Raw genomic sequence first — 22,772 nt, forward strand, 5'->3', positions numbered from 1 at the left:
GAATACAAAAGATTACAGTAAAAGAATTTTATCAACTATATATCTTTACAAATAAAATTCATCTCACTGTTTTCAGTGAGATGACTACCTGAAAACAGTGAGATGAAAATACCCCATAAATGGGTATTGTAGCATCTAAATTACAAGTATATATTTGTACCATAAGTAATCTTCCCCCTAAACAAAATAAAAATTGTTTAAGATTTCTTAAATAATTGAATGAAAAAGAAGCGGTCTATAGTTTTTCTAAACTATGATCGCTTTTTTTTGTTACCAAAAAAAAAATGCTCAAATTTAAAATTGCACAAATAAAAGAATCTAATGGGCAATCAAAATAACTAAATCAATGCTACTCTTATAAAAGTTATTACAAGCAGTAAAGCAAAATAGTTTTAACAGCTATATATCTTTACAAATAAAATTTATCATCACCATTTCTGGTGAACTGACTCACCGAAAACAGTGAGTTGAAATTACCCCATAAATGGGTATTGTGTAGTTTCAATTACCAGTATATATTTGTAGCGTAAGTAGTCTTCCCCCTAAACAGCATAAAAACTGTTTAAGATTTCTTAATTATTTGAATACAAAAAAAGCGATCTATAGTTTATCTAAACTATAATCGCTTTTCTTTTTTGAGCAAAAAAAAACCTTAAAACAATGTTTTAAGGTTTTTCTTATAATTATTAAGAGAACTATATTCCGTCACTTAATCCTTTTAATTTTTGAGTATTTTCAGCTAACATTAATTCATCAATAATTTTCTGAATATCTCCATTTACAATATTTGGAAGGTCGTACAAAGACAAACCAATTCTATGGTCTGTAACTCTACCTTGTGCATAGTTATAAGTTCTAATCTTAGCACTTCTATCACCAGAAGAAACCATAGAACCACGTTTTAAAGCGTCTTCTGCATTCTTCTTAGCCAATTCCATATCATACAAACGAGAACGTAACACTTTAAATGCTTTTTCTTTATTTTTATGTTGCGATTTTTGATCTTGACATTGTGCAACTAAACCAGTTGGAATATGTGTTAAACGCACTGCAGAATACGTAGTATTTACAGATTGACCACCCGGACCAGAAGAACAGAAAAAATCGATACGAACTTCTTTTGGATTAATTTCAACATCAAACTCTTCGGCTTCTGGAAAAACCATACAAGTAGCAGCAGAAGTATGCACACGTCCTTGTGTTTCTGTTTGTGGAACTCTTTGTACACGATGCACACCTGCTTCGAACTTTAAAATTCCATAAACATCATTACCAGTAACTTCGAACTGAATTTCTTTAAAACCACCATTGGTACCTTCAGAATAATCTACCGTAGAAACTTTCCATCCCCTACTTTCACAATATTTTGTGTACATTCTAAATAAATCTCCTGCAAAAATACTTGCTTCATCTCCACCTGCACCTGCACGTAATTCTACAACTGCATTCTTAGAATCTTCAGGATCTTTTGGTATTAATAAAACTTTTATTTCATCTTCTAATTGAGGAATTCTAATATTGGCTTCTTCGATTTCCATCTTCGCCATTTCATTCATTTCGGCATCAGAACCATCGGCAAGTATTTCTTTTGCCTCCTCTATATTGTTTGTTAAGGTTTGATATTCATCTCCCTTTTTAACAACATCACCTAAATCTTTATATTCTTTCATCAATTGCGCATAACGCTTTTGATCCATGATGATTTCTGGCTGAATAATTAAATCAGAAACTTCATCATAACGCTGCTTAACAATTCTTAATTTATCTAACATCTTCTGTCTTTTCTTGGATTGCGAATTTACAATTTTTATAATTATATTTGAACAAAGCAAACTATTTTTATGAAATTACTCTTTATAGTCTTTTCTTTTTTATTGATCACTTCTTGTCAGAAAGAAAAACCTAGTATGCTTATCCCCAATTTTCTAATAGGAGATTGGATTCGTGTAAACGAAGAAGAGGGCAATACTACTTATGAATCTTGGAATACAAACCTTAAAGGTTTAGGTTATACTTTAAAAGAAAACGATACTATTTTTAAAGAAAGATTGAGCTTTATTACGGTAAAAGATACATTATTTTTAAAAGTGGAAGGCGTAAATGACACTGCTACTTTATTCAAATTAACACAACAAACGGACTCTTCTTTTGTTTGCGAAAATCCTATAAACGAATTTCCTAAAACGATAAAATACTATTTAGAAAACGAGCAATTAAAAGCGATTGCATCTGCTAATAATTTTAAAATTGAATTTATTTTTGATAAGCTCTAATGCTGATAAAACCTTAGACTCTTTCACTCAACAATAAAACTAAAAATTAGAAACTTCTTCTACTTTTTAGTTTCTGCAATCTTATACTTTCTAAATTTATTACCAAAAGTAAAAAGATGAACTAAATATTCTCTTTTAATAAATAAGTCAACTTTTTCTCTTCTAAATCAAGAAGAAAAATTTGTTGGTTTTGATATTATTTTGGAGCTAAAATTCATTTAATCTTGTATATAAAATCAGAAATATATAATTGTATAAGCTAGCAAATTTAACATTGCTATATTAATCAAAATAAAAAGAGATAGATGTTCCATAATAAGCAATACTAACTCTCCATAAATTTTATTTTAGTAAATTAAAACCATAAATTCGCTAATATTTATAAAAAATCAATAAACAAACCTCCAATACCTTGCATAAAATGAAAAATAAATTTTTATTAACATTCACATTTCTAGTTTCTTCTTTTTCACTTTTTGCACAAACCTATATCACCAACGTAACAGTAGTTGATGTAGAAAAACAAAAACTAGTATCTAATCAAACTATAGAAATTACAAACAATTTAATTTCTAACATCAGAAAAAGTACTAAAATAAAACTACCTAAAAACGCAACTATTATTGACGGAACTGGTAAGTATATTGCTCCTGGTTTGGTAGATGCACACATTCATTTTTTTCAAAACGGAGGATTATATACACGACCTGATGCTATTGATTTAAGAAAATATGTTAGTTACACAGAAGAAATTGCTTTGGCAAAATCTGATATGGAAAACAAACTGAAAAGGTATTTAAAAAACGGAATTACAACTTTAATTGATGTTGGTGCTACCTACAATTTTCTAGAACAACGTAAAGATTTTGTAGATAAAGATTTTGCTCCGGAAATTTTTATAACAGGTCCTTTATTAACAACTTACGAATCTGAAGTTTATAAGAATTTAAAACATGATGAGCCTTTTACGTTAACAGAAAGTATTGAAGATGGTATTAATGGCGTTAAAGATCAATTAAAATACAAGCCAGACTTTATTAAAATATGGTATATAGCGGGTAGAGATGGATTAAGTATAGAAGAAAGTGCTCTTAAAAACTTACCTATCGTAAAAGCTGTTATTGATGAAGCTCATAAAAACAATCTAAAAGTTGCAGTACATGCAACACAAGAAATTACGGCAAAATTAGCTGTAGAAAATGGTGCAGATTTTTTAGTACATAGTGTAAAAGATAAAATTTTATCAAAAGACTTTATACAATTATTAAAGAAAAACAAAACGATTCTTTCTCCTACATTACAAGTCAGCGGAGGATACGGTAAAACATTTGGACAAAGATTACAGTTTAGTAATAATGAATTATTAACAGCAAATCCTTATCAATTGGGTTCTTTATTAGATTTAAAACACCTTTCTGATACTTTATTAGTAAATAATTATAAAACGCGTTTAAACAAACCCAATAGAATTGCCAACTTAAAAAAAGCAGATTCTATATGTAGTGTAAATCTTAAAACACTTTCTGATGCTGGTGTATTAATTGCAACAGGTACAGATGCAGGTAATATTGGTACATTACATGTTTCTTCTTATATAAAAGAGCTAGAATTAATGCAAAAAAGCGGCATGAGTAATTGGCAAATCCTTGAAGCTTCTACAATAAATGGCGCTAAAATTTTTGATAAAGAGAATGAATTTGGAAGTGTTAGCATTGGTAAAAAAGCAAATCTTATTCTTTTAAATAAAAATCCTATAAAAGATATAAATAACCTAACTGATATACATACTATTATTAATAAAGGTGTTGTTTATAATCCGAATGATTTATTAAAAGATACTCCCAGAGACTTAGCACAAAGACAATTAAACGCTTACAATCTTAGAAATATAGAAGCTTTTTTAGAACCTTATGCAGATGATGTAGAAGTATATACTTTTCCGAATACTTTAAACTATAAAGGAAAAGAAAATATGAGAAAGAGGTATGCAAAAATGTTTGAGAATGTTACCAATTTACATTGCGAATTAACAGAAAGAATTGTAAAAGGTAATGTTGTTATAGATAAAGAAGTTGTACAATTTAATGATATAACAAAAGAAGCAATAGCTATTTATCGTATTGAAAATAATAAAATTAAAAAAGTTTACTTTGTAAGAGAATAATATCTATATAAAAACTCCTTTAGATTTTAAAACCTAAAGGAGTTTTTAAAAATTAATTAAAAGATCTTTAAGAAAAATTAGAAACTTCTGCTTCTATTTTTTCCCAGTTTTCCATTACTGTATCTAATTTAGCTTTTTTAGCTTTGTATTTTTCAAAGAAATTTGGTCTAGCAGAAACTTCATCATAATTCTGTGCTAACTCTAAATCTATTTTAGCAATTTCCTTTTCTAAATCTGCTATTTCAGTTTCAATATTAGACAATTTGTTCTTTAACTTCTTTAATTGTTTTTCTTGATCTCTAGATAATTGATGAGATTCTTTTTTAGAAGTATCCTTATCAACTTTTACAACCGTTCTTTTTTCTGCTTCTCTAAGATTTTCAATTTTATGTTGCTCTAAGAAATAATCAATATCACCTAGATATTCTTTAATTTCTTTGTCTTTAAATCCATAAACAGTTTCTGTTAAACCTTGTAAGAAATCTCTATCGTGAGATACTACAATTAAAGTACCATTAAAGTTTCTTAAAGCTTCTTTTAACACTGTTTTAGAGGCAATATCTAAGTGATTGGTTGGCTCATCCATTATTAAAACATTAAATGGTTGTAATAATAATTTACACAATGCCAATCTATTTCTTTCCCCTCCAGAAAGTACTTTTGCTTTTTTATCTACAGCATCTCCACCAAATAAGAAGGAACCTAACATATCTCTAACACGCATTCTGTTCGTATCTGTGGCAGCATCTTCCATAATTTCCAGCACAGTTTTTTCTCCTGGCAATTCTTCAGATTGGTTTTGAGCAAAATATCCAACTTCTACATTATGCCCAAGTTTTAAATACCCTTCAAAAGGAATTTCACCTACCATCATTTTTGCCAAAGTAGATTTCCCTTGTCCATTCTGACCTACAAAAGCAATTTTACTGTTTTTTTCTATTAATAAATCTACGTCCTCTAAAACATGTTTATCGCCATAACTTTTACATAAATCTTTTGCTTCAACAATAATCTTACCGGGCTCTTTAGAAATTGCAAACTTAACATTCATTGCTTGGTTATCATCTTGGTCAACCTCAATTAATTCAACTTTATCAAGTTGTTTCATTAAAGATTGCGCCATAGAAGCCTTACTAGCCTTCGCCTTGAATTTATTAATTAAGTGTTGCTTTTGTTTTATTTCTTTCTCTTGGTTTTTCTGTGCCTGTAATTGCTTTTCTTTAATTTCTCCTCTTAATACTAAGAACTCAGAATACGGTTTTTTATAATCGTAAATCTGACCTAAAGAAATTTCAATAGTTCTGTTGGTTACATTATCTAAAAACATTTTATCATGCGAAACCAAGACAATAGCGCCAGAATATCCTTTTAAGAAATTCTCTAACCAAATAATAGATTCAATATCTAAGTGATTTGTAGGCTCATCTAATAACAAAATATCATTATTTTGTAAAAGTAATTTTGCCAATTCAATACGCATTCTCCAACCTCCAGAAAAAGTATCTGTTTTTTTGTCAAAATCTTCTCTCTGAAAACCTAAACCTTGTAAAATCTTTTCAGTATCACCTTGGTAATTGTACCCACCAAGTAACTCATAACGCTCTGTATTATCCGTTAAATCATGAATTAATTCTGTATACCCTTCACTTTCATAATCGGTTCTAGTAGCAAGCTGCTGATTAATTTCATCAAGTTTTACCTCAATTTCTTTAATTTCCACAAATGCCTGATACGCTTCTTCTAAAATAGTTCTTCCTTCAACAAAATCTATATCTTGTCTTAAAAACCCCATTCTAATATCTTTATCAAAAGCCATGGTACCACCACTTGTTTCTATATCTTTAGAAAGCACTTTTAAAAGCGTAGATTTCCCTGCTCCATTTTTTCCGATAAGACCAATTCTATCTCCTTTATTTAACTTGAAAGTAATTCCTGAAAATAAATCAGTTCCCATAAAAGAAACCGATAAGTTGTGTACGTTTAGCATCTAATGTAATAATTGTTACTTAAAAAAAAGTTTAAAACTCTATATTTGCAAAAGTATACAAATTTAAGGTCTATTATGTTGAAAAAGGGTACCAAGTTATATAGTATTTTTAAAGCCAAATGTCCTAGATGTCACGAAGGAGAGTTCTTTGCCCATAAATTTACTTTTAATCCAAGTAAAGTAACCAAATTACATGACAATTGTCCGAACTGTAATTTAAAATACATGATGGAACCTTCCTTCTTTTACGGAGCTATGTACGTTAATTATGGTTTAACAGTGGCACTTTCTGTTGCTGTATTTGTAATAAGTAGTTTGTTTTTTGGCTTAAGTCTTTTACAATGTTTTGCCGCAATTGTAATAGCATTATTAATTTTAGCACCTTTTAATTTACGTTTATCTAGAATAATTTGGATAAATATGTTTGTCCATTTTGATAAAAAGTTCAAGAAAAAAGAGGCATAAACTTTTTTTTGGCGCTTTAACAGGCTTTCGCTACTCGCTTTTTTTTGTGCCAGTTCTCGATACAAATTTGTTGAAAAACAAATTCTCTCTAACTGACACTAAAAAAGAGCTCAAACATACCGCTCTATCCTTAGCGCATATTGCTAACCGAGAAGAAAAATCATGAAAATCCACTAAAAAAATACATCTAATAATCAAACTTGTAAAGAATTAGCAATATTTTTTTTTAATAAATTATTTAATTTTTCAATATATTCTTTTCGCTCTAGTAATTGACCTATGTCCGCCTCAAATGTTTTAGTTTTATTTAATTGTGGAAATGATAATTTATTTTTTGCTATTGAATTTGAAATTAAAATATTAAAGTAATTATAAGTTAGGATTATTTTTTGTAAAAAATCAGTTTCAATAATTTTAAAGCCAATTTTTTCAGCAGTTCTCCTATTTATAATATAGCTAGTACCACTAATTTTCATTATTTTATTCTTCTCATACTTTTTAAGTAGATGTAAAAGTCCTTCTAAATATTGTTGGATTATAAAATCAGTTCTTTGTTTTCCATTCATTTGATTTTCAATTACGAAATAGTAATCAAATAAAGTTCCCCCGTGAATTTTGATTCGGTCATTTTTAGGTTTTTCGATTACAAATAAAGATGAATAATAAATTATTCTACCACTTTTTTTTAAGGATGGCATATCAAAGAATGGAGCAATTATGGATAAAGTAATAGAAAATGTTAAAATTCCAATCACATATGTTCTTAAATATATTGATATAATAATTGACAACACAATAATCATAAGAGAACAAATTGCTATCGCAATTTGTATTCTTTTTTGCTCTTTTTCATTCTTATTATAAAAACGATGGTTCAACGTATCGGTATGTCTTTTTTATTATTACTATCTTTTATCCTTCAAATGCTTAAAACGAACAATATCTATTTCTTCATCTAAAGATTCACCATTATAAATATGGTTAAATAGGTTTTTAGCTACTGTTGGGGCAATCATTACACCACGTGTCCCTAAACCGTTTAAAACAATTAAATTGTCATAATCTGGATGTATCCCAACCAATGGTCTTCTACCTGAAACCGTAGGTCTTATTCCTGCAGATTGAGAAACGATGGTATAAGGAACATTAAGTACTTTCTTTAATTTTTCTACCAATTCTCCTTTTCCTTCCTCCGAAGGGTCGGATGTTTTGTCTATCCAATTAAAAGTAGCTCCTACTTTATACATATTGCCTCCCAAAGGCATTACAAAAAGTGTTGATTTTAATAAAAAGTCGATATTTAATTCTGGAGCGTGAATGGTTAATAATTCCCCTTTTGCTTCATTAATGGGTAAATAATTAAAATAAGGATTTTCTACCACACCAAAACCTTCACAAAAAACAATTTTGGAAGCTTCAATATCTTTATAGGTTAGAGCTTCTTCTTCAATATTTAATTCTTTATGTTTAAATTGTTCAAAACGAATGAAATTTTCAGATTCTAAATATGCTCGGTAAGCATTTATTAATTTTTCTGTATCTATTCTACCTGTTTCATTTACGTTTCCAAAACTAAAATCGGCTAAAACTCCGTGATAAGAATTGGTATCTAATTTAGGATCTAAATAATCTGTTAACTTAGGTTTGTCTAAAGCACCAAACCAATTATTTTGATCTTCTACAGATTTAAAAGATTTTTTAATTACAAATTTTTGGTCTATAATTATGTTTAGTTTTTCTTCTAACCGTTTATAAAAAGGAAGTGCAACTTCTAATTGTTCTTTCGCGTTCCACACTGGTGTAAAACGTTTTAAAATTACGGGATTATAAACCCCTCCAGCAACTAAAGAAGAGGTTTGAGAATCGTCTTCAAAAACGACAAATGTTTTTTTTGCAGCAATTAATTCTTCTGCAAAAGCCAAACCTGCTAATCCTAAACCAACTATTATATAATCTACTTTCATGTGATAAAAATACGTGAATTTGCAATAATTATGATATTATTACTGAACTTTATTAAAATGAATAGCCCCGATAGAACGGTATGTTTGAGCTCTTTTTTATTCCTCTTTAGGATAAAAAAAGCGAGTAGTGATAGCGGGAGATAGCTACAAAAAAAAACGTCCCAAAGTATTGGAACGTTTTTATATTTTTAAAGAATAATAGAATTTTAGTAATTCCACATATCCATTTCTCTATTTCTAATACCTTCTTTAATTTTATTAGCTTCTAATAACTGGAATAAAGAATTTCCTCTAACGTAATCAGATATTGCTCTATCTCCGTAAATGTTTTCTTCTCTAACAATGGTACTGCTAAATCTTCTTGCATTTAACATGTGATCAAAAGAAATTGGTTGTGATGCATTTTTTGGATTGAATACTTTTGCATCGTGTAAAACATCTCTTGCAGATGGATAAAACACCCAAAATAACTCAAACAATTCTTCTTCATTTCCTCCATCAAGTCCCAATCCTAAAGTTTGTACATCTTTAGCCATTGGAGCAATTGCTAACAATCTGTATTTTAATTCTCCTTGACGTTTATCAAAATACCACATTCCTTTCATCATATAACCTTCTACATCCTGAGATTGAAGTCTAATAGTATCGCTATATCCATTTGATTCTCTTACACTAGACATTCTAGAATCTATTTCATTCTGAGTAATCTTAGACGTAAAGAAAGAGTCTGAATATACTTCTTCTATATTACCTTGTTTAATTCCTTTAATTAAAGTATCAAATAAAGATCTTCTGTTAGAAGATACATTTGAATTATCGATAGGAAAATAATACGGTAAATTTATTTTTTGATTTAGATCTACAAATTCCCAAACTACTTTAGACCATAATACATCTCTATCATCTACATATCCGTAGGCTAAAGGAGCATCGTTATCTGCAGCAATTTGTTGCTCGTTTTTCTTTCCTATTTGATCTACTGTTTTAGCATTTAATAAACCTATTTGTGCGTTTACTGAACTACTAATCATCAAACCGAAAAATAATACTAAACAATTTTTAAACATATTTTATTTTTTAACTTCTAGTTTGTTAATTCAATACTAACAGGTAATACTTGTTTAAGTTTTACTCCATTAGCAGTTGCCTTAATATCGAAAATGTTAATTTGATCTCCTCTTTTTGCTTTGGCTAATTTTTGTTTTGCTGCTGCACTTAAAGAAGAACCATTTACAATAATAGTTAATTCTCCTGGTACTTTTATTTTAAAACTCTGAACTCTAATACTTAAATCGAATTCAAAATCTGGTAATCCTGCCGCAATTGGAGCATTAGATAAACCTGATTTAGGCATCCTTACCGTTCCAAACTGTCCTCTTACAGATCCCATGGCTGCTGGTATGTCTTTAATTCTAAAGGTAGCTTTAGAGTTTACAGATTTTCCATTGCTTAATGTTGCGCTCACATTAATAACAGCTGTGTTACCTCCACCTGGTTTTAAAATATATTTACCTCTTCCACCAGATAAAGAACCTCCGGATGCAGAAACTCTTAAGTTGTTATCGCTAACACCTGGTAATGAAACAGAAATAGGATTGCTTAAACCTCTATAAACTACATTCATTTTATCTGCAGAAACAACAGCATCACCTGGTTGTGGTATTACAGAATAAGAACTTTCGAAATCTACATCTACCGGTTTACCATCTTGTGTAAAAGTTATTTTTCCTTTAATATCATGACTACCAACATTACCTGCAGGCATGTCTATAATTACTTGACCCGATTGAATGTTTTTATAATCTTTACCATTTAAAGTTACATTATCAGGAATCATAGTAGCATCATAACGACCTAAAACAATTTTACCTGTTACTTTTTCTCCAGCAAAATAAGCGTTCTTGTCTAAAGCAACAATACCTTTATAGTTGTTTAAAGACAATGCCTCTTCCATTTTTCCTCCTAACAAATCAGATACAATATCACTTTCTGTATTTTTGATATCTGCTTGCATTTGCGTTAAATTGGTTAAAGAAGCTACTAAAGGAAACCCTTTATATCTATAATCTAACCATTTAATGGTTTTACCATCTCTATTTTTTTCATCTTCCGTAGAAAATCTTTTTGCTAGAACTGGTACAAACTTGCTTTTTTCTCCTAAAACGTTAAGTACATCTGTTCTATAACCATTTATTTTAGCTAAAAACTCTTCACCTTCTGCTGTAAATTTTTCTCCTTTAAAGAAATACTCATCTAAAAAAGAGGTTTTATCCATTGCTTCATAGTCGCTTTTATCTTCAATATCTGCAGCCATTTTAGCTTTCAGCTCTTCTATATATGTATAGAATTCAGATGAATATCCCTTTATTTTTATTGCATCTTTATTTAATTCTTCAAATTTTGCCGCTTGCTCTGATGCTTTTGTTGCTAAATTAGCATACGCCTCATTATTTTTTGCTGTAGTTGAAATATTATTTTCAATCAACTTTTCATTCATAAAACCAAAAGCAGATAAAACTTCTTTACTCATATTCATTGCCAACATTGCAATAAACACAAGGTACATTAAGTTTATCATTTTCTGTCTTGCGGACACTTTTCCTCCTGCCATTCTAATTAGTTTTTTAAGTTAAAATTATTGTTTGCAACTAATTATTATTTAGACATTGCAGAAAGCATACCTCCATAAACTCCGTTTAAAGAAGATAAGTTTTTTGCTAAAGATTCCATTTGATCTTTTAATTTTTCTGTATTCTCTACAACAGCTCCATTTAAAGCAGACTGTTTGCTTACATTTTCTACCTGTACTTTATACAAATTGTTTAAAGACTCCATTTGAATAGCAGCCATAGACATTTGCTCATTGTATTTGTTAGTAGATGAAATAGATTCTGATGCAGCAGATAAACCTTCTGCAGCTCCTTGAAAGTTTTTCATACTATTTCCTAAACTAGTCATTAAACCTGCATCAATTTTTGCTTCTTTTAATAAGTTATCTAACTTTTCAGATAACATTCCTTGAGATCCAGCTTCTTCTTTTTCTTCTTTCACTGCTTTTACAGTAGTAAAACCATCTTCTCCTAATTCAGGATATACTTTAGACCAATCAAAATCATCTTCTGGTGTCTCAAAAGCAGACATTAAGAAAATAAGAGCTTCCGCAATTAATCCAACAGCTAAAACATTAGAACCATTAAACCAACCAAAACTAATATGATTTAATTTAAATAATGCTCCTAAAATTACAATTGAGGCTCCAATATTGTAAGCCATGTTAAATAATACTTTTTTTGTTTTTGACTGTGCCATAATTTCTTTTCTTATTTTTTTGATTATTTGTTAGTTGTACCAATGTAATTCTGAACGGTTCTAAAACCAATGTAACTTCTAGCAGTATCTGCATATTCATAATCTCTAGAACTCACTTCTAAAAAGTATGCTACATCTTTCCAAGAACCTCCACGAATTATTTTTCTTTTGTTTTTTCTATCTTCTACATTTGGGTTCATTGTAGAAGCCATGTAGTAAGAAGATAAGTTATAAGCAGTGTTTGTCCATTCAGAAACATTACCAGCCATATTATACAGACCGTAATCATTTGCATTAAAAGATTTCGCTTCCATAGTATATAGCGCTCCATCTACAGCATAATCTCCCCTTACCGGTTTAAAGTTTGCTAAGAAACAACCTCTATCTGTAGTGGTATTACCAGTACCCCAAGGATACGTAGCAAATTCTAAACCTCCTCTTGCAGCATATTCCCATTCTGCTTCTGTTGGTAATCTAAAGTCTGGAACACCAATTGAGTTTTTTCTACTTTTTAAATAATTATTTTTCTTCTTAGTTCTCCAATTACAAAAAGCAGTTGCTTGCCCCCAGTTTACCCCAACAACAGGATAATCTCCATAAGATTGGTGGTAAAAATAATCTTGGTGCATTGGATCATTATAAGAATAACTAAAATCTTTTACCCAAACAGTAGTATCTGGATAAATGTTTAATTTTTCGTGTTTTACAAAATCTTTTCTATTACCACCTTGTCTTGCCGCATTATCTCTATCAAACCAAGTGTATTTATATTTTAAGTATTTTACGTTAAAAGTTCTAACACCATCTACAGCTTCATCTCTCGCTACAAATAAGGTATCCATAACCTCTACATAATTTGCATCCGGAAAATCTTCTTTTTCCCAAATAATATCATTTTCCCAATTTAATGGTCTTACAGAATCTGAATCTAACTCTAAACTTGTGTAGTTTTCATACATGTATTTTTCATAAGCATTAGCTCCAGTAGTATCTTTTAAGACAGCAAATGCATAATCATTAATACCTCCAGAAGGAAGTGCACCGTTTGGATCTGGTGTTCCCATCATACTTGCAAATTCTTGTTGATAACCTAATCTAGTTCTTACAACAGAATCTCTAACCCACTGAACAAATTCTTTATATTCGTTATTGGTGATCTCTGTTTCGTCCATGTAATATGGTCTTAAAGTAACTGTTTTAGTAGGTGAATTCATTGTACCGATAAGGTCCTCGTCTTGTTTACCCATTGTAAAAGCACCTCCAGGAATCAACGCCATGCCAAATGGTTTTTCTGAAAACCACTTTTTATTCGATTTAACTCCAACCAATTCTCCTCTATCATTAGAGCCACAACTGTAAAAAACTACTATTAAAAGTGCAAATATTGCTGCTTTCTTCATATTTAAAAATGTCTTTACTATAAAGTCCGTAAACCTATTATTTTTTTTGTTAAAAAACAATAAGCAAATTGCTTTTTAACGTTCTAATTTCCTAATCTATATTTATTACACTAATTTTCGCATCGCTTTATACCACTTTTCAGGAATATTTTGCTTAGTGGCTTCTGTATAATCATTATATGTACATGGTATTAACGCATGTCTTTTGTATTTATTATCTGATAAGATTTTTATCTCTATCCACCATCTTCCAGATTTATTACTTTTATAAAACGTTAAAGGATCATCATCATCTAATAAAACGGTAAATTTCTGATAATTTTCCTTTCCAGAGAACGGATAATCTTTTACTCTAAAGTTAACGCCCTCAATAAAATACCAAATCATTTGAGCAATTAAATGTGCTGTCTGATGGTTGTTATCTAACTTAGAATTGTACTCATAAACACCAAATGAAGTTACTTTGTCGCTAAGACCTGCATATCTAGAAATGGCACAAATTTCTTCTCCATAAAACCCATTTGGAGAAGCATTATTGTTTGCTGGTGCTTCACTTTGTCTTACAGAACCTAGATCTATAGAAACAATATCTGCATTTCTAAAAACAGGTTCAATATTTTTTAATTCTTTTGCATTCCCTAATCTATAAGCATCAAAAAATAAGTTATCTAACAACTGTATTTCATCTTGCGAATTAAAATACGTCTGATAACCTACATTACTATAATTAAACAAGTTATTAGGTTCTTGCATAATTATTTTACTTAAATAAGATTGAGAAGTTAATGGATCATCTAAATGACCTAAATCGAAACGACTGTCTACAGCAGCAATATTAACGGTTTGCTCTAAAGAATCATAAGCTCTATAATTTACGTAGGTAAGATCCTGACCTCCACCAATAATTACGGGTATTATATTTTTCTTAAGTAATTCCGTAATAATTTCTGAAACAGCATAATACGTATCTGTAACCGAATTTCCTTTTAAAACATTTCCTAAATCAGCTATCTGCGTGTTCCAATTACCAGGAAACAAATTGTATAATTTTTTTCTAATAAAATGTAAATCTTCTCCACAGCCAAAATTATTCTCTGAGTTTCTGTCTTCTTGAACTCCTAAAATAGCAATTTGCACATTCTCTAAATCAGGCAAACCTTCTTCTAGGGTATGTATCCTAAAGGTTTTTCCTAAGCACAAATTAGATTGTTCTTCTAAAGATTTTACAATCGATTCTTTTACAGGGGTTAAAAAGTCTTGGTTCATTAATTTTTTAAAATCAAATGTAATTTATGAAAAATATTATTTCTTTTTGGTTACTTTCTTCTTAACTACCTTTTTCTTGACAGCTTTTTTCTTTGCCACTTTTTTCTTTGGCGTTTTAGCTTCAATCATTTTAACAGCCTCTTCCTTAGATAGTTTTTCTATTTCTGTAGTTTTAGGTAACTCTATTTTAATCTTTCCTTTTATTACATTAAAACGTCCCCATCGTGCTTTTTCTACACGAATTTCTACATCTTCCCAATTATGGATTACCTTATCGATCTCTTTCTGTTTCTTTACCTCTATTAATTCAATAATATCGTCATCAGTAAGATTATCGAAATCATATTTTTTGTTAACATTGATAAATATATTATTCCATTTTAAGAAAGGTCCAAAACGTCCGACTCCCTTTTGTACAGGCAAATCCTCATAATGGTAAATTGGTGCATCTGCTTTTTGTTTTGCAACTATTAACTCTATCGCTCTTGGCAAGTCTACTTCCATAGGATTTTCTCCTTTGTCTAAAGAAACAAACATGGTTCCAAAACGAATATAAGGACCAAAACGACCGTTAGAAACAATCACTTCTTCATCTTCATAACCACCTAAGGTTTTTGGAAGCAAGAATAACTCTAATGCTTCTTCCATGGTGATGGTTCCTAAATTCTGATCTTTATTTAAGCTAGCAAACACTTTTTCTTCGTCTTCTGGCGCTCCAATTTGTGCAATTGGTCCAAATTTACCTAAACGAACTAAAACTGTTTTACCTGTTTCTGGATGTTTTCCTAAAATACGTTCTCCACTTTCTCTTTCTGCATTCTCCTTTACATCTTCTACAGTGACATGAAACTTGCTATAGAAACCTTTAATCATTTCTATCCAATCTTCATTTCCTTCAGAGATATCATCAAAAGAAGATTCAACCTTAGCAGTAAAACCGAAATCTAAAACATTAGAAAAGTTAGCAACTAAAAAGTCGTTAACAATATTACCAATATCCGTAGGAATTAATTTATTTTTATTTGAACCCGTTTTTTCAGTCAAGGTTTCACTTTTTACAGTACCTGAAACTAAAATCATTTGTTCGTAATTTCTTTCTAAACCTTCATCCTCTCCTTTTTCTACATAACCTCTTCTTTGTACAGTAGAAATTGTTGGTGCGTATGTAGATGGTCTACCAATACCTAATTCTTCTAATTGTTTTACCAAAGAAGCTTCTGTAAAACGATAAGGCGGACTTGTAAAACGTTGTGTTGCATTTATAAAAGAATACTCTAATGCTTCACCAACTTTTAAATTTGGTAGCATTCCTGCTTGTTCTTCCTCATCATCATCTTTTCCTTCTAAATACACTTTTAAGAAACCATCAAACTTTATCATTTCACCATTTGCAGTGAATATTTTAGAGTTCTCAGAGTTCTCTATCTTAAAATTCGTTCTTTCTAACTGAGCATCACTCATTTGAGAAGCCAATGTTCTTTTCCAAATTAGATCGTACAATCTAGTTTGGTCGTATTCTGTATCAATAGAATGCATTTTCATGTTGGTAGGGCGAATAGCCTCATGCGCCTCTTGAGCACCTTTTGCTTTCGTTTTAAAAACACGTTGTTTGCTATATTCTTTACCGTAGTAATTTGTAATTTCTTCTTCAGCAGCGTTTCTTGCATCAACAGATAAATTTAAACTATCTGTTCTCATATAGGTAATTAAACCGGCTTCATACAAACGTTGTGCAACTTGCATTGTTTTTGCTACTGGAAAACCTAATTTCCTAGATGCTTCTTGCTGTAACGTAGACGTTGTAAATGGTGCTGCTGGAGATTTCTTTGCTGGCTTTTTAGTTAACTCTGCAATCGAAAAATCTGCATTTGCACACGATTTTAAGAAATTTTCTGCTGTTTTTTTAGTATCAAAATTCTTTGGAATGGTTGCTTTAAACGTTTTTCCTTCAACATTAGCAAATTCTGCAACTACTTTATAATGTGTTTCTGCATTAAATTCTTGAATACTTCTTTCTTTTTCTACAATTAAACGAACCGCTACAGATTGTACTCTACCTGCAGACAAACCTCCTTTAACTTTTCGCCATAAAACAGGCGATAATTCATACCCAACAAGTCTGTCTAAAACTCTACGTGCTTGTTGTGCATTTACCATATTATAGTCTATATCTCTAGGATTTTCGACTGCTTTTAAAATGGCATTTTTTGTTATTTCATGAAAAACAATACGTTTTGTATTTTCATCCTTTAAACTTAATTGCTCTTTTAAATGCCATGCAATTGCCTCACCCTCTCGATCCTCATCACTTGCTAACCATACAGTATCTGCTTTCTTTGCTAAAGCTTTCAACTTTTTAACTACTGGTTTTTTATCATCAGAAATAATATATTTTGGACTAAAATCTCCTTCTACATCAATACCCAATTCTTTGGATGGTAAGTCTGCAATATGACCATAACTAGATTCTACTTGAAAATCTTTTCCAAGAAATTTTTCGATGGTTTTTGCTTTTGCTGGTGACTCTACAATTACTAAATTCTTTGCCATTTATCTCTCTTTTGTCGCTAGAACGCTTTAAAAACGTGCTATTTTTGATTGCAAAAGTAGTTAGTTTTTTGTAAAAAAAAATTATTTCATCAATTTTCAACAAAAAACATTAGAATTAGTCCATTAAATTTCTGCCAATTTGTCACAATAAATTAAATTTGGTTGTATCTTTGCTCACCTTTAAATGATAAATTGAGAGATGGAATACGTAGAAAAAATCATAGATGAGAAAATACAAGGGAAAGCTCTTGTTACCGAAAATAAAAAAAATAACACTAAAAAATTATTCATAGAAAGCTACGGCTGTCAAATGAATATGAATGATAGTGAAATAGTAGCCGCTATTTTAGATAAAGAAGGCTACAACACAACCCAAATTCTAGAAGAAGCAGATTTAGTTTTAGTAAATACCTGCTCTATTAGAGAGAAGGCAGAAACTACTGTTCGTAAAAGATTACAGAAATACAACGCTGTAAAACAAGTGAACAAAAACATGAAAGTGGGTGTTTTAGGCTGTATGGCAGAACGCTTAAAAGAAAAGTTTTTAGAAGAAGAAAAAATAGTTGACTTAGTTGTTGGTCCCGATGCGTATAAAGATTTACCTAACTTATTAGAGGAAGTAAACGCTGGTAGAGATGCCGTAAATGTAATTTTATCTAAAGAAGAAACCTACGGAGATATTTCTCCGGTGCGTTTAAATTCTAACGGAGTTACCGCATTTGTATCTATAACCAGAGGTTGTGACAATATGTGTACTTTCTGTGTGGTTCCTTTTACTCGTGGACGAGAAAGAAGTCGTGACCCAAAGAGTATTATTGAAGAAATTCAATCTATGGTAGATAGAAACTTTAAAGAAATTACACTTTTAGGTCAGAATGTAGATAGCTTCTTATGGTATGGTGGTGGATTGAAAAAAGACTTTGGCAAAGCATCTGAAATGGCACAAGCAACTGCTGTAAATTTTGCACAATTATTAGATATGTGTGCTACAGAATTCCCAAAAACACGTTTTCGTTTTGCGACTTCTAATCCGCAGGATATCAGTTTAGACGTAATTCACGCCATAGCAAAACACAAAAATATCTGTAAATATTTACATTTACCTGTACAAAGCGGAAGCAACAACATGCTAAAAGCCATGAACAGACAACATACTCGTGAAGAATACATCGAATTAATTGATAATATCTTTAAGATTGTACCAGAAATGTCTTTAAGTCAAGATATGATTGTTGGTTTTTGTGGAGAAACAGAAGAAGATCATCAAGACACTTTAGATTTGATGAAGTACGTAAAATACGATTTCGGTTTTATGTTTACTTATTCTGAAAGACCAGGAACTTTAGCAGCTAAGAAAATGGTAGATGATGTACCTTTTGCTACAAAAAAACGTCGTTTACAAGAAATTATAGATTTACAACAAGAACACGCTTTATACAGAACACAGCAACATTTAGGAAAAGTAGAAGAATTTTTAATTGAAGGTACTTCTAAGAAAAATCCGAATGAGTGGAAAGGTAGAAACACCCAAAACACCGTAGCTGTTTTTGATAAAGGAAATTATAAATTAGGAGATTTTGTAATGGTAAAAGTAGAAGATTGTACTTCTGCAACCTTAAAAGGAACTGTTGTTGGGTATTCTGATAATAATTAGAAGCTATTTCCTGCTTTTCAATACATCTTTTGTATGAAAAATAAAAAGGATAGAGTCTGCCCTGAGTAAAATCGAAAGGTTTCAATCAGGGTTAAGCATTTTAGAAAAGAAAGTATAGTAAAGATATAAATTGCTTATTTATTATTAATTGACAAAAAAGAATCATGACACAAGACCATCTTGGATCTTGAATCAAAAATAATCCTATTTCAAAAAAGAAAATATGGAAAACTTACAAGCTTTAAAACAGCGTTTTGGAATTATCGGTAACGATATTCACTTAAATAGAGCTTTAGAAAAAGCACTTAGAGTTGCACCTACAGATATTTCTGTTTTAGTTACAGGAGAAAGTGGTGTTGGTAAAGAAAATATTCCAAGAATTGTACATCAATTATCACATAGAAAACATGCAAAATATATTGCTGTAAACTGCGGTGCAATTCCAGAGGGAACTATTGACAGTGAGTTATTTGGTCACGAAAAAGGATCATTTACAGGAGCAACACAAGACAGAAAAGGATATTTTGAAGTTGCCGATGGCGGAACTATTTTTTTAGATGAAGTTGGAGAGTTACCACTAACAACACAGGTACGTTTACTACGTGTTTTAGAAAATGGCGAGTTTATAAAAGTAGGTTCTTCTAAAGTTATAAAAACGAATGTTAGAATTGTTGCAGCAACAAATGTTAATATGCAATCTGCAATTCAAACAGAAAAATTTAGGGAAGATTTATATTACAGATTAAGTACTGTAGAAATTCATTTACCTGCTTTAAGAGACCGTAATGAAGATATTCATTTATTGTTTAGAAAATTTGCTGCAGATTTTGCTCAAAAATATAGAATGCCTTCTATTCGTTTAGATGATAACGCGGTAAAAATGTTATTAAACTATCGTTTTCCGGGGAACATTCGTCAGTTAAAAAATTTAGCAGAACAAATTTCGGTTATTGAAGAAGAAAGAGTTATTTCTGCCCTTAAAATGCAACAGTATCTACCTAATAATAATGGTAATTTACCTGCTGTTATTGGTAGTAAAAAAGAAAATGATTTCTCTACCGAGCGTGATATTATGTATAAAATTTTATTTGATATGCGTAATGACATCAACGATTTAAAAAAGTTGACGCTCGACTTAATGAAAAGTGGTAATGTAGAAGAAGTGCAAGAAGAACATCATCAATTAATTGAAAAGATGTACGAAAATAAAGATGCTCATAAATCTAATGTAGAAGTGATGAATATCCCTCAAAACTCATCCACAGAAAAAGATTATGATTTTATTGAGACTATAGAAGAAGACGAGTCTTTATCTTTACAAGACAAAGAAGTAGAAATGATAAAAAAATCTTTAGAGAAAAACAGTAATAAACGTAAATTGGCCGCTAAAGAACTAGGGATATCTGAAAGAACTTTATACAGAAAAATTAAACAATACGATTTGTAAAAGATTGAGTAATTGTTTAAAATTTAATCACTAAAAACTATCCCTCGAGCGCCGTCGAGAGGCATTAATAAGTAACTATTTTAGGTCTCGACTGCGCTCGACCAGACAAAATCGATGAAAAAAACACTATACATAACACTATTTACACTAAGCACACTCTTTTTTATTGCTTGTGGTGCATATTCTTTTACAGGAGGAAGTACAGGTGATGCAAAAACATTACAAATAGATTTCTTCCCAAATCAAGCATCTTTAGTAGAGCCAACTCTAAGTCAGCGTTTTACCCAAGACATGTTAGATTTATTTACAAGACAAACCAATTTAACCACAGTAACCTCTAATGGAGATTTATATTTTAGCGGAGAAATTACAGGTTATAGAATTACTCCTATGAGTGCTACTGCAGACCAAACTGCTGCTCAAAATAGACTTACCATCACCGTTAATGTTCGTTTTGTGAATAAACTAGTTGAAAAAGACGATTTTGAAAAACAATTCTCTTTTTATTCAGATTTTGCCGCAGATGCACAACTTACAGGTAGTGTATTAGAGGCTGCCCTAGATGAAATTATGGAGAGATTAACACAAGATATTTTTAATGCTTCCGTTGCAAAATGGTAATATTAAAAGTTAAAAATATTCAGTTGTAGTATTCAGTAAAAAGTAGATAAAATAACTAAGATTTGAAATCAAGTACTTTTATAGATTTAATAAAAAACAAAAGACAAATTCAGGAAGTGGAAACTGCTGAATTAAAAACTATTGTTGAAGAATATCCGTATTTTCAAGCAGCACGTGTTCTATATTTAAAAGGATTAAAAAATCAGGATAGCTTTAAATATAATAACGAATTAAAAGTAACTGCTTCTTACACCACAGATAGAACTTTATTATTCAATTACATTACTACAAATAATTTTAATAATCAGAAAGAAGATATTCATCAACAAATATTTGAAAAAATATCAGCAGAAAAAACAGTAGCAACTCCTTCTGAAAAAATTGAAAGCCTAATAGAAAAAGCTGAAGCAGTTTCAGAAAATATTGCTGAAATAGAAACGGCATTAGAAATTGGCAAGCCTATATCTTTTTCTTCTGCAGAGAATCATTCTTTTGGAGAATGGTTACAACTTTCCTCCAGAAAGCCTATTGTTAGAGAAGAAAAAAAGCAAATAGAAAAAACTCCTGTAGAAAAACCTACAGCAAAAGAGGACTTAATAAACACTTTTATTGAAAATAACCCTAAAATTAAGCCTTTAGCAAAAGATAAAATAGTAGCTGTACCGGTTGCTAAAAACAGTCAAGATTCCTCTTTAATGACAGAAACATTGGCTAAAGTTTATTTAGAACAGAAAAAGTATGAAAACGCAATGCAAGCTTATAGAATTTTAAGTTTGAAATATCCAGAAAAAAGTGGTTTCTTTGCAGACCAAATTAAAAGAATACAAATTTTACAAAAAAATAAATCATGAGTTACACAGCATTTTTAATTCTAATTTTGATTGTAGCCGTTGCATTAATCTTAATCGTGATGGTTCAAAATCCTAAAGGTGGAGGATTAACTTCTTCTTTTGGAGGTAGTGGAGCACAATCTTTGGGGGGTGTACAAAACACTAACAATTTCTTAGACAGAACAACTTGGACTTTAGCAATTGCTATGTTTGCATTAATTTTATTAGCAAACTTTGCAATTCCTAGAGATGGAGACAACAACTTTGAGTTAAATAATACTTTAGATGGTATTGAAACCTCTACTCCTGTTGAAAACACAACTCCTATAACTAACGATAGTTTAAATTAATTATCCGTTAGAGATAAATTAAAAATGCCAACGTAAATGACACGTTGGCATTTTTTTTATGCTTAAAATTTAACAATAAAATCAATCAAAGAAAAATTGTCAGTTTTAGTGTAATGGCACAATTTCTGACAATTTACAGTTAGTAACATATAAATTAATTAACTAAAAATATAATAATGGGATTAAACATTAAACCTTTAGCAGACAGAGTTCTTGTAGAACCTGCTCCAGCAGAAACAAAAACAGCATCAGGATTAATTATTCCTGATAACGCAAAAGAAAAGCCACAACAAGGAACTGTTGTAGCAGTAGGTAATGGTAAAGTTGATGAGCCTTTAACTGTAAAAATTGGAGACACTGTTTTATATAGTAAATATGGTGGAACTGATTTAAAATTAGAAGGTAAAGATTACCTAATGATGCGTGAGTCTGATATTTTAGCGATTATCTAAAAGTATTTAGTTTTCAGTTGCGGTTTACAGTAGCAACAAT

Annotated in this window: 19 protein-coding genes; 9 read left to right on the forward strand and 10 right to left on the reverse strand. The window is 30.4% G+C overall.

Annotation, left to right across the window (positions count from 1 at the left end; genetic code table 11):
• Positions 1–695: 695 nt before the first annotated feature.
• A complete protein-coding gene (prfA, locus tag H0I27_RS15180; protein WP_165733714.1) occupies positions 696–1,772 on the reverse strand; it encodes a peptide chain release factor 1 in 1,077 nt (358 codons plus the stop codon).
• A gap of 69 nt (positions 1,773–1,841) precedes the next feature.
• Between prfA and H0I27_RS15185 the strand changes: the two genes are divergently transcribed.
• Both H0I27_RS15185 and H0I27_RS15190 read left to right on the forward strand, forming a co-directional pair.
• Positions 1,842–2,273: a hypothetical protein gene (locus tag H0I27_RS15185; protein ID WP_218731457.1), complete on the forward strand. Its 432-nt coding sequence runs from the start codon at positions 1,842–1,844 to the stop codon at positions 2,271–2,273.
• Positions 2,274–2,694: 421 nt separating this feature from the next.
• Positions 2,695–4,437 carry an amidohydrolase family protein gene (locus H0I27_RS15190; RefSeq protein ID WP_218731459.1) on the forward strand — a complete coding sequence of 581 codons (1,743 nt, stop codon included), beginning with the start codon at positions 2,695–2,697 and terminating at the stop codon, positions 4,435–4,437.
• A gap of 67 nt (positions 4,438–4,504) precedes the next feature.
• On the opposite strand, the gene H0I27_RS15195 is transcribed toward H0I27_RS15190, so the two are convergent.
• A complete protein-coding gene (locus H0I27_RS15195) occupies positions 4,505–6,424 on the reverse strand; it encodes an ABC-F family ATP-binding cassette domain-containing protein (protein ID WP_218731461.1) in 1,920 nt (639 codons plus the stop codon).
• 45 nt (positions 6,425–6,469) lie between these two features.
• On the opposite strand from H0I27_RS15195, the gene H0I27_RS15200 reads away from it, so the two are divergent.
• Positions 6,470–6,889: a DUF983 domain-containing protein gene (locus H0I27_RS15200; RefSeq protein ID WP_345740397.1), complete on the forward strand. Its 420-nt coding sequence runs from the start codon at positions 6,470–6,472 to the stop codon at positions 6,887–6,889.
• A gap of 194 nt (positions 6,890–7,083) precedes the next feature.
• On the opposite strand, the gene H0I27_RS15205 is transcribed toward H0I27_RS15200, so the two are convergent.
• From H0I27_RS15205 to topA, 8 genes are all read right to left on the reverse strand, one after another.
• Positions 7,084–7,767 (reverse strand): hypothetical protein, encoded by a 684-nt coding sequence (locus H0I27_RS15205; RefSeq protein WP_218731463.1) that lies wholly within the window; start codon positions 7,765–7,767, stop codon positions 7,084–7,086.
• A gap of 27 nt (positions 7,768–7,794) precedes the next feature.
• Complete coding sequence (locus H0I27_RS15210) at positions 7,795–8,853, reverse strand: FAD-binding oxidoreductase (RefSeq protein ID WP_218731464.1); 1,059 nt, start codon at positions 8,851–8,853, stop codon at positions 7,795–7,797.
• A gap of 206 nt (positions 8,854–9,059) precedes the next feature.
• Entirely contained in the window at positions 9,060–9,920 is an 861-nt protein-coding gene (gldN, locus tag H0I27_RS15215) for a gliding motility protein GldN (RefSeq protein WP_218731466.1), read from the reverse strand.
• Positions 9,921–9,937: 17 nt separating this feature from the next.
• Positions 9,938–11,464: a gliding motility protein GldM gene (gene gldM / locus H0I27_RS15220; protein WP_218731468.1), complete on the reverse strand. Its 1,527-nt coding sequence runs from the start codon at positions 11,462–11,464 to the stop codon at positions 9,938–9,940.
• 44 nt (positions 11,465–11,508) lie between these two features.
• The gene (gldL, locus tag H0I27_RS15225) at positions 11,509–12,162 is read right to left on the reverse strand and encodes a gliding motility protein GldL (protein ID WP_218731470.1); all 654 of its coding nucleotides are present in this window, start codon (positions 12,160–12,162) and stop codon (positions 11,509–11,511) included.
• Between the two features lie 23 nt (positions 12,163–12,185).
• Positions 12,186–13,562 (reverse strand): gliding motility lipoprotein GldK, encoded by a 1,377-nt coding sequence (gene gldK / locus H0I27_RS15230; RefSeq protein WP_218731471.1) that lies wholly within the window; start codon positions 13,560–13,562, stop codon positions 12,186–12,188.
• A 105-nt stretch (positions 13,563–13,667) separates the two neighbouring features.
• Complete coding sequence (locus H0I27_RS15235; RefSeq protein WP_218731472.1) at positions 13,668–14,828, reverse strand: formimidoylglutamase; 1,161 nt, start codon at positions 14,826–14,828, stop codon at positions 13,668–13,670.
• A 36-nt stretch (positions 14,829–14,864) separates the two neighbouring features.
• On the reverse strand, positions 14,865–17,378 hold the full coding sequence (gene topA / locus H0I27_RS15240) for a type I DNA topoisomerase (protein ID WP_218731473.1): 2,514 nt from the start codon (positions 17,376–17,378) through the stop codon (positions 14,865–14,867).
• Positions 17,379–17,577: 199 nt separating this feature from the next.
• Here topA and miaB point away from each other — a divergent pair, with 199 nt between their 5' ends.
• The 6 genes from miaB (at position 17,578) to groES (ending at position 22,732) form a co-directional block, all read left to right on the forward strand.
• A complete protein-coding gene (miaB, locus tag H0I27_RS15245) occupies positions 17,578–19,032 on the forward strand; it encodes a tRNA (N6-isopentenyl adenosine(37)-C2)-methylthiotransferase MiaB (RefSeq protein WP_218731475.1) in 1,455 nt (484 codons plus the stop codon).
• A gap of 223 nt (positions 19,033–19,255) precedes the next feature.
• Positions 19,256–20,479 carry a sigma 54-interacting transcriptional regulator gene (locus H0I27_RS15250; RefSeq protein WP_218731476.1) on the forward strand — a complete coding sequence of 408 codons (1,224 nt, stop codon included), beginning with the start codon at positions 19,256–19,258 and terminating at the stop codon, positions 20,477–20,479.
• A 114-nt stretch (positions 20,480–20,593) separates the two neighbouring features.
• Entirely contained in the window at positions 20,594–21,100 is a 507-nt protein-coding gene (locus H0I27_RS15255; RefSeq protein WP_218731478.1) for an LptE family protein, read from the forward strand.
• Positions 21,101–21,162: 62 nt separating this feature from the next.
• The gene (locus H0I27_RS15260; protein ID WP_218731479.1) at positions 21,163–21,951 is read left to right on the forward strand and encodes a hypothetical protein; all 789 of its coding nucleotides are present in this window, start codon (positions 21,163–21,165) and stop codon (positions 21,949–21,951) included.
• Positions 21,948–22,280 (forward strand): preprotein translocase subunit SecG, encoded by a 333-nt coding sequence (secG, locus tag H0I27_RS15265; RefSeq protein WP_218731481.1) that lies wholly within the window; start codon positions 21,948–21,950, stop codon positions 22,278–22,280. The genes H0I27_RS15260 and secG overlap by 4 nt, the downstream gene beginning before the upstream one ends.
• A gap of 176 nt (positions 22,281–22,456) precedes the next feature.
• The gene (gene groES / locus H0I27_RS15270) at positions 22,457–22,732 is read left to right on the forward strand and encodes a co-chaperone GroES (RefSeq protein WP_068449432.1); all 276 of its coding nucleotides are present in this window, start codon (positions 22,457–22,459) and stop codon (positions 22,730–22,732) included.
• Positions 22,733–22,772: the final 40 nt, after the last annotated feature.

Source organism: Polaribacter sp. HaHaR_3_91, from assembly GCF_019278525.1.
Lineage (GTDB): Bacteria > Bacteroidota > Bacteroidia > Flavobacteriales > Flavobacteriaceae > Polaribacter.

Bases quoted from the DNA above. Each gene is read 5' to 3' on its own strand.
- H0I27_RS15190 (WP_218731459.1), top strand. From the start codon at position 2,695: ATGAAAAATAAATTTTTATTAACATTCACATTTCTAGTTTCTTCTTTT.
- secG (WP_218731481.1), top strand. From the start codon at position 21,948: ATGAGTTACACAGCATTTTTAATTCTAATTTTGATTGTAGCCGTTGCA.
- H0I27_RS15210 (WP_218731464.1), bottom strand. From the start codon at position 8,853: ATGAAAGTAGATTATATAATAGTTGGTTTAGGATTAGCAGGTTTGGCT.
- topA (WP_218731473.1), bottom strand. From the start codon at position 17,378: ATGGCAAAGAATTTAGTAATTGTAGAGTCACCAGCAAAAGCAAAAACC.
- prfA (WP_165733714.1), bottom strand. From the start codon at position 1,772: ATGTTAGATAAATTAAGAATTGTTAAGCAGCGTTATGATGAAGTTTCT.
- gldN (WP_218731466.1), bottom strand. From the start codon at position 9,920: ATGTTTAAAAATTGTTTAGTATTATTTTTCGGTTTGATGATTAGTAGT.
- gldL (WP_218731470.1), bottom strand. From the start codon at position 12,162: ATGGCACAGTCAAAAACAAAAAAAGTATTATTTAACATGGCTTACAAT.
- gldM (WP_218731468.1), bottom strand. From the start codon at position 11,464: ATGGCAGGAGGAAAAGTGTCCGCAAGACAGAAAATGATAAACTTAATG.
- gldK (WP_218731471.1), bottom strand. From the start codon at position 13,562: ATGAAGAAAGCAGCAATATTTGCACTTTTAATAGTAGTTTTTTACAGT.
- H0I27_RS15195 (WP_218731461.1), bottom strand. From the start codon at position 6,424: ATGCTAAACGTACACAACTTATCGGTTTCTTTTATGGGAACTGATTTA.
- miaB (WP_218731475.1), top strand. From the start codon at position 17,578: ATGGAATACGTAGAAAAAATCATAGATGAGAAAATACAAGGGAAAGCT.
- groES (WP_068449432.1), top strand. From the start codon at position 22,457: ATGGGATTAAACATTAAACCTTTAGCAGACAGAGTTCTTGTAGAACCT.
- H0I27_RS15250 (WP_218731476.1), top strand. From the start codon at position 19,256: ATGGAAAACTTACAAGCTTTAAAACAGCGTTTTGGAATTATCGGTAAC.
- H0I27_RS15185 (WP_218731457.1), top strand. From the start codon at position 1,842: ATGAAATTACTCTTTATAGTCTTTTCTTTTTTATTGATCACTTCTTGT.
- H0I27_RS15235 (WP_218731472.1), bottom strand. From the start codon at position 14,828: ATGAACCAAGACTTTTTAACCCCTGTAAAAGAATCGATTGTAAAATCT.
- H0I27_RS15255 (WP_218731478.1), top strand. From the start codon at position 20,594: ATGAAAAAAACACTATACATAACACTATTTACACTAAGCACACTCTTT.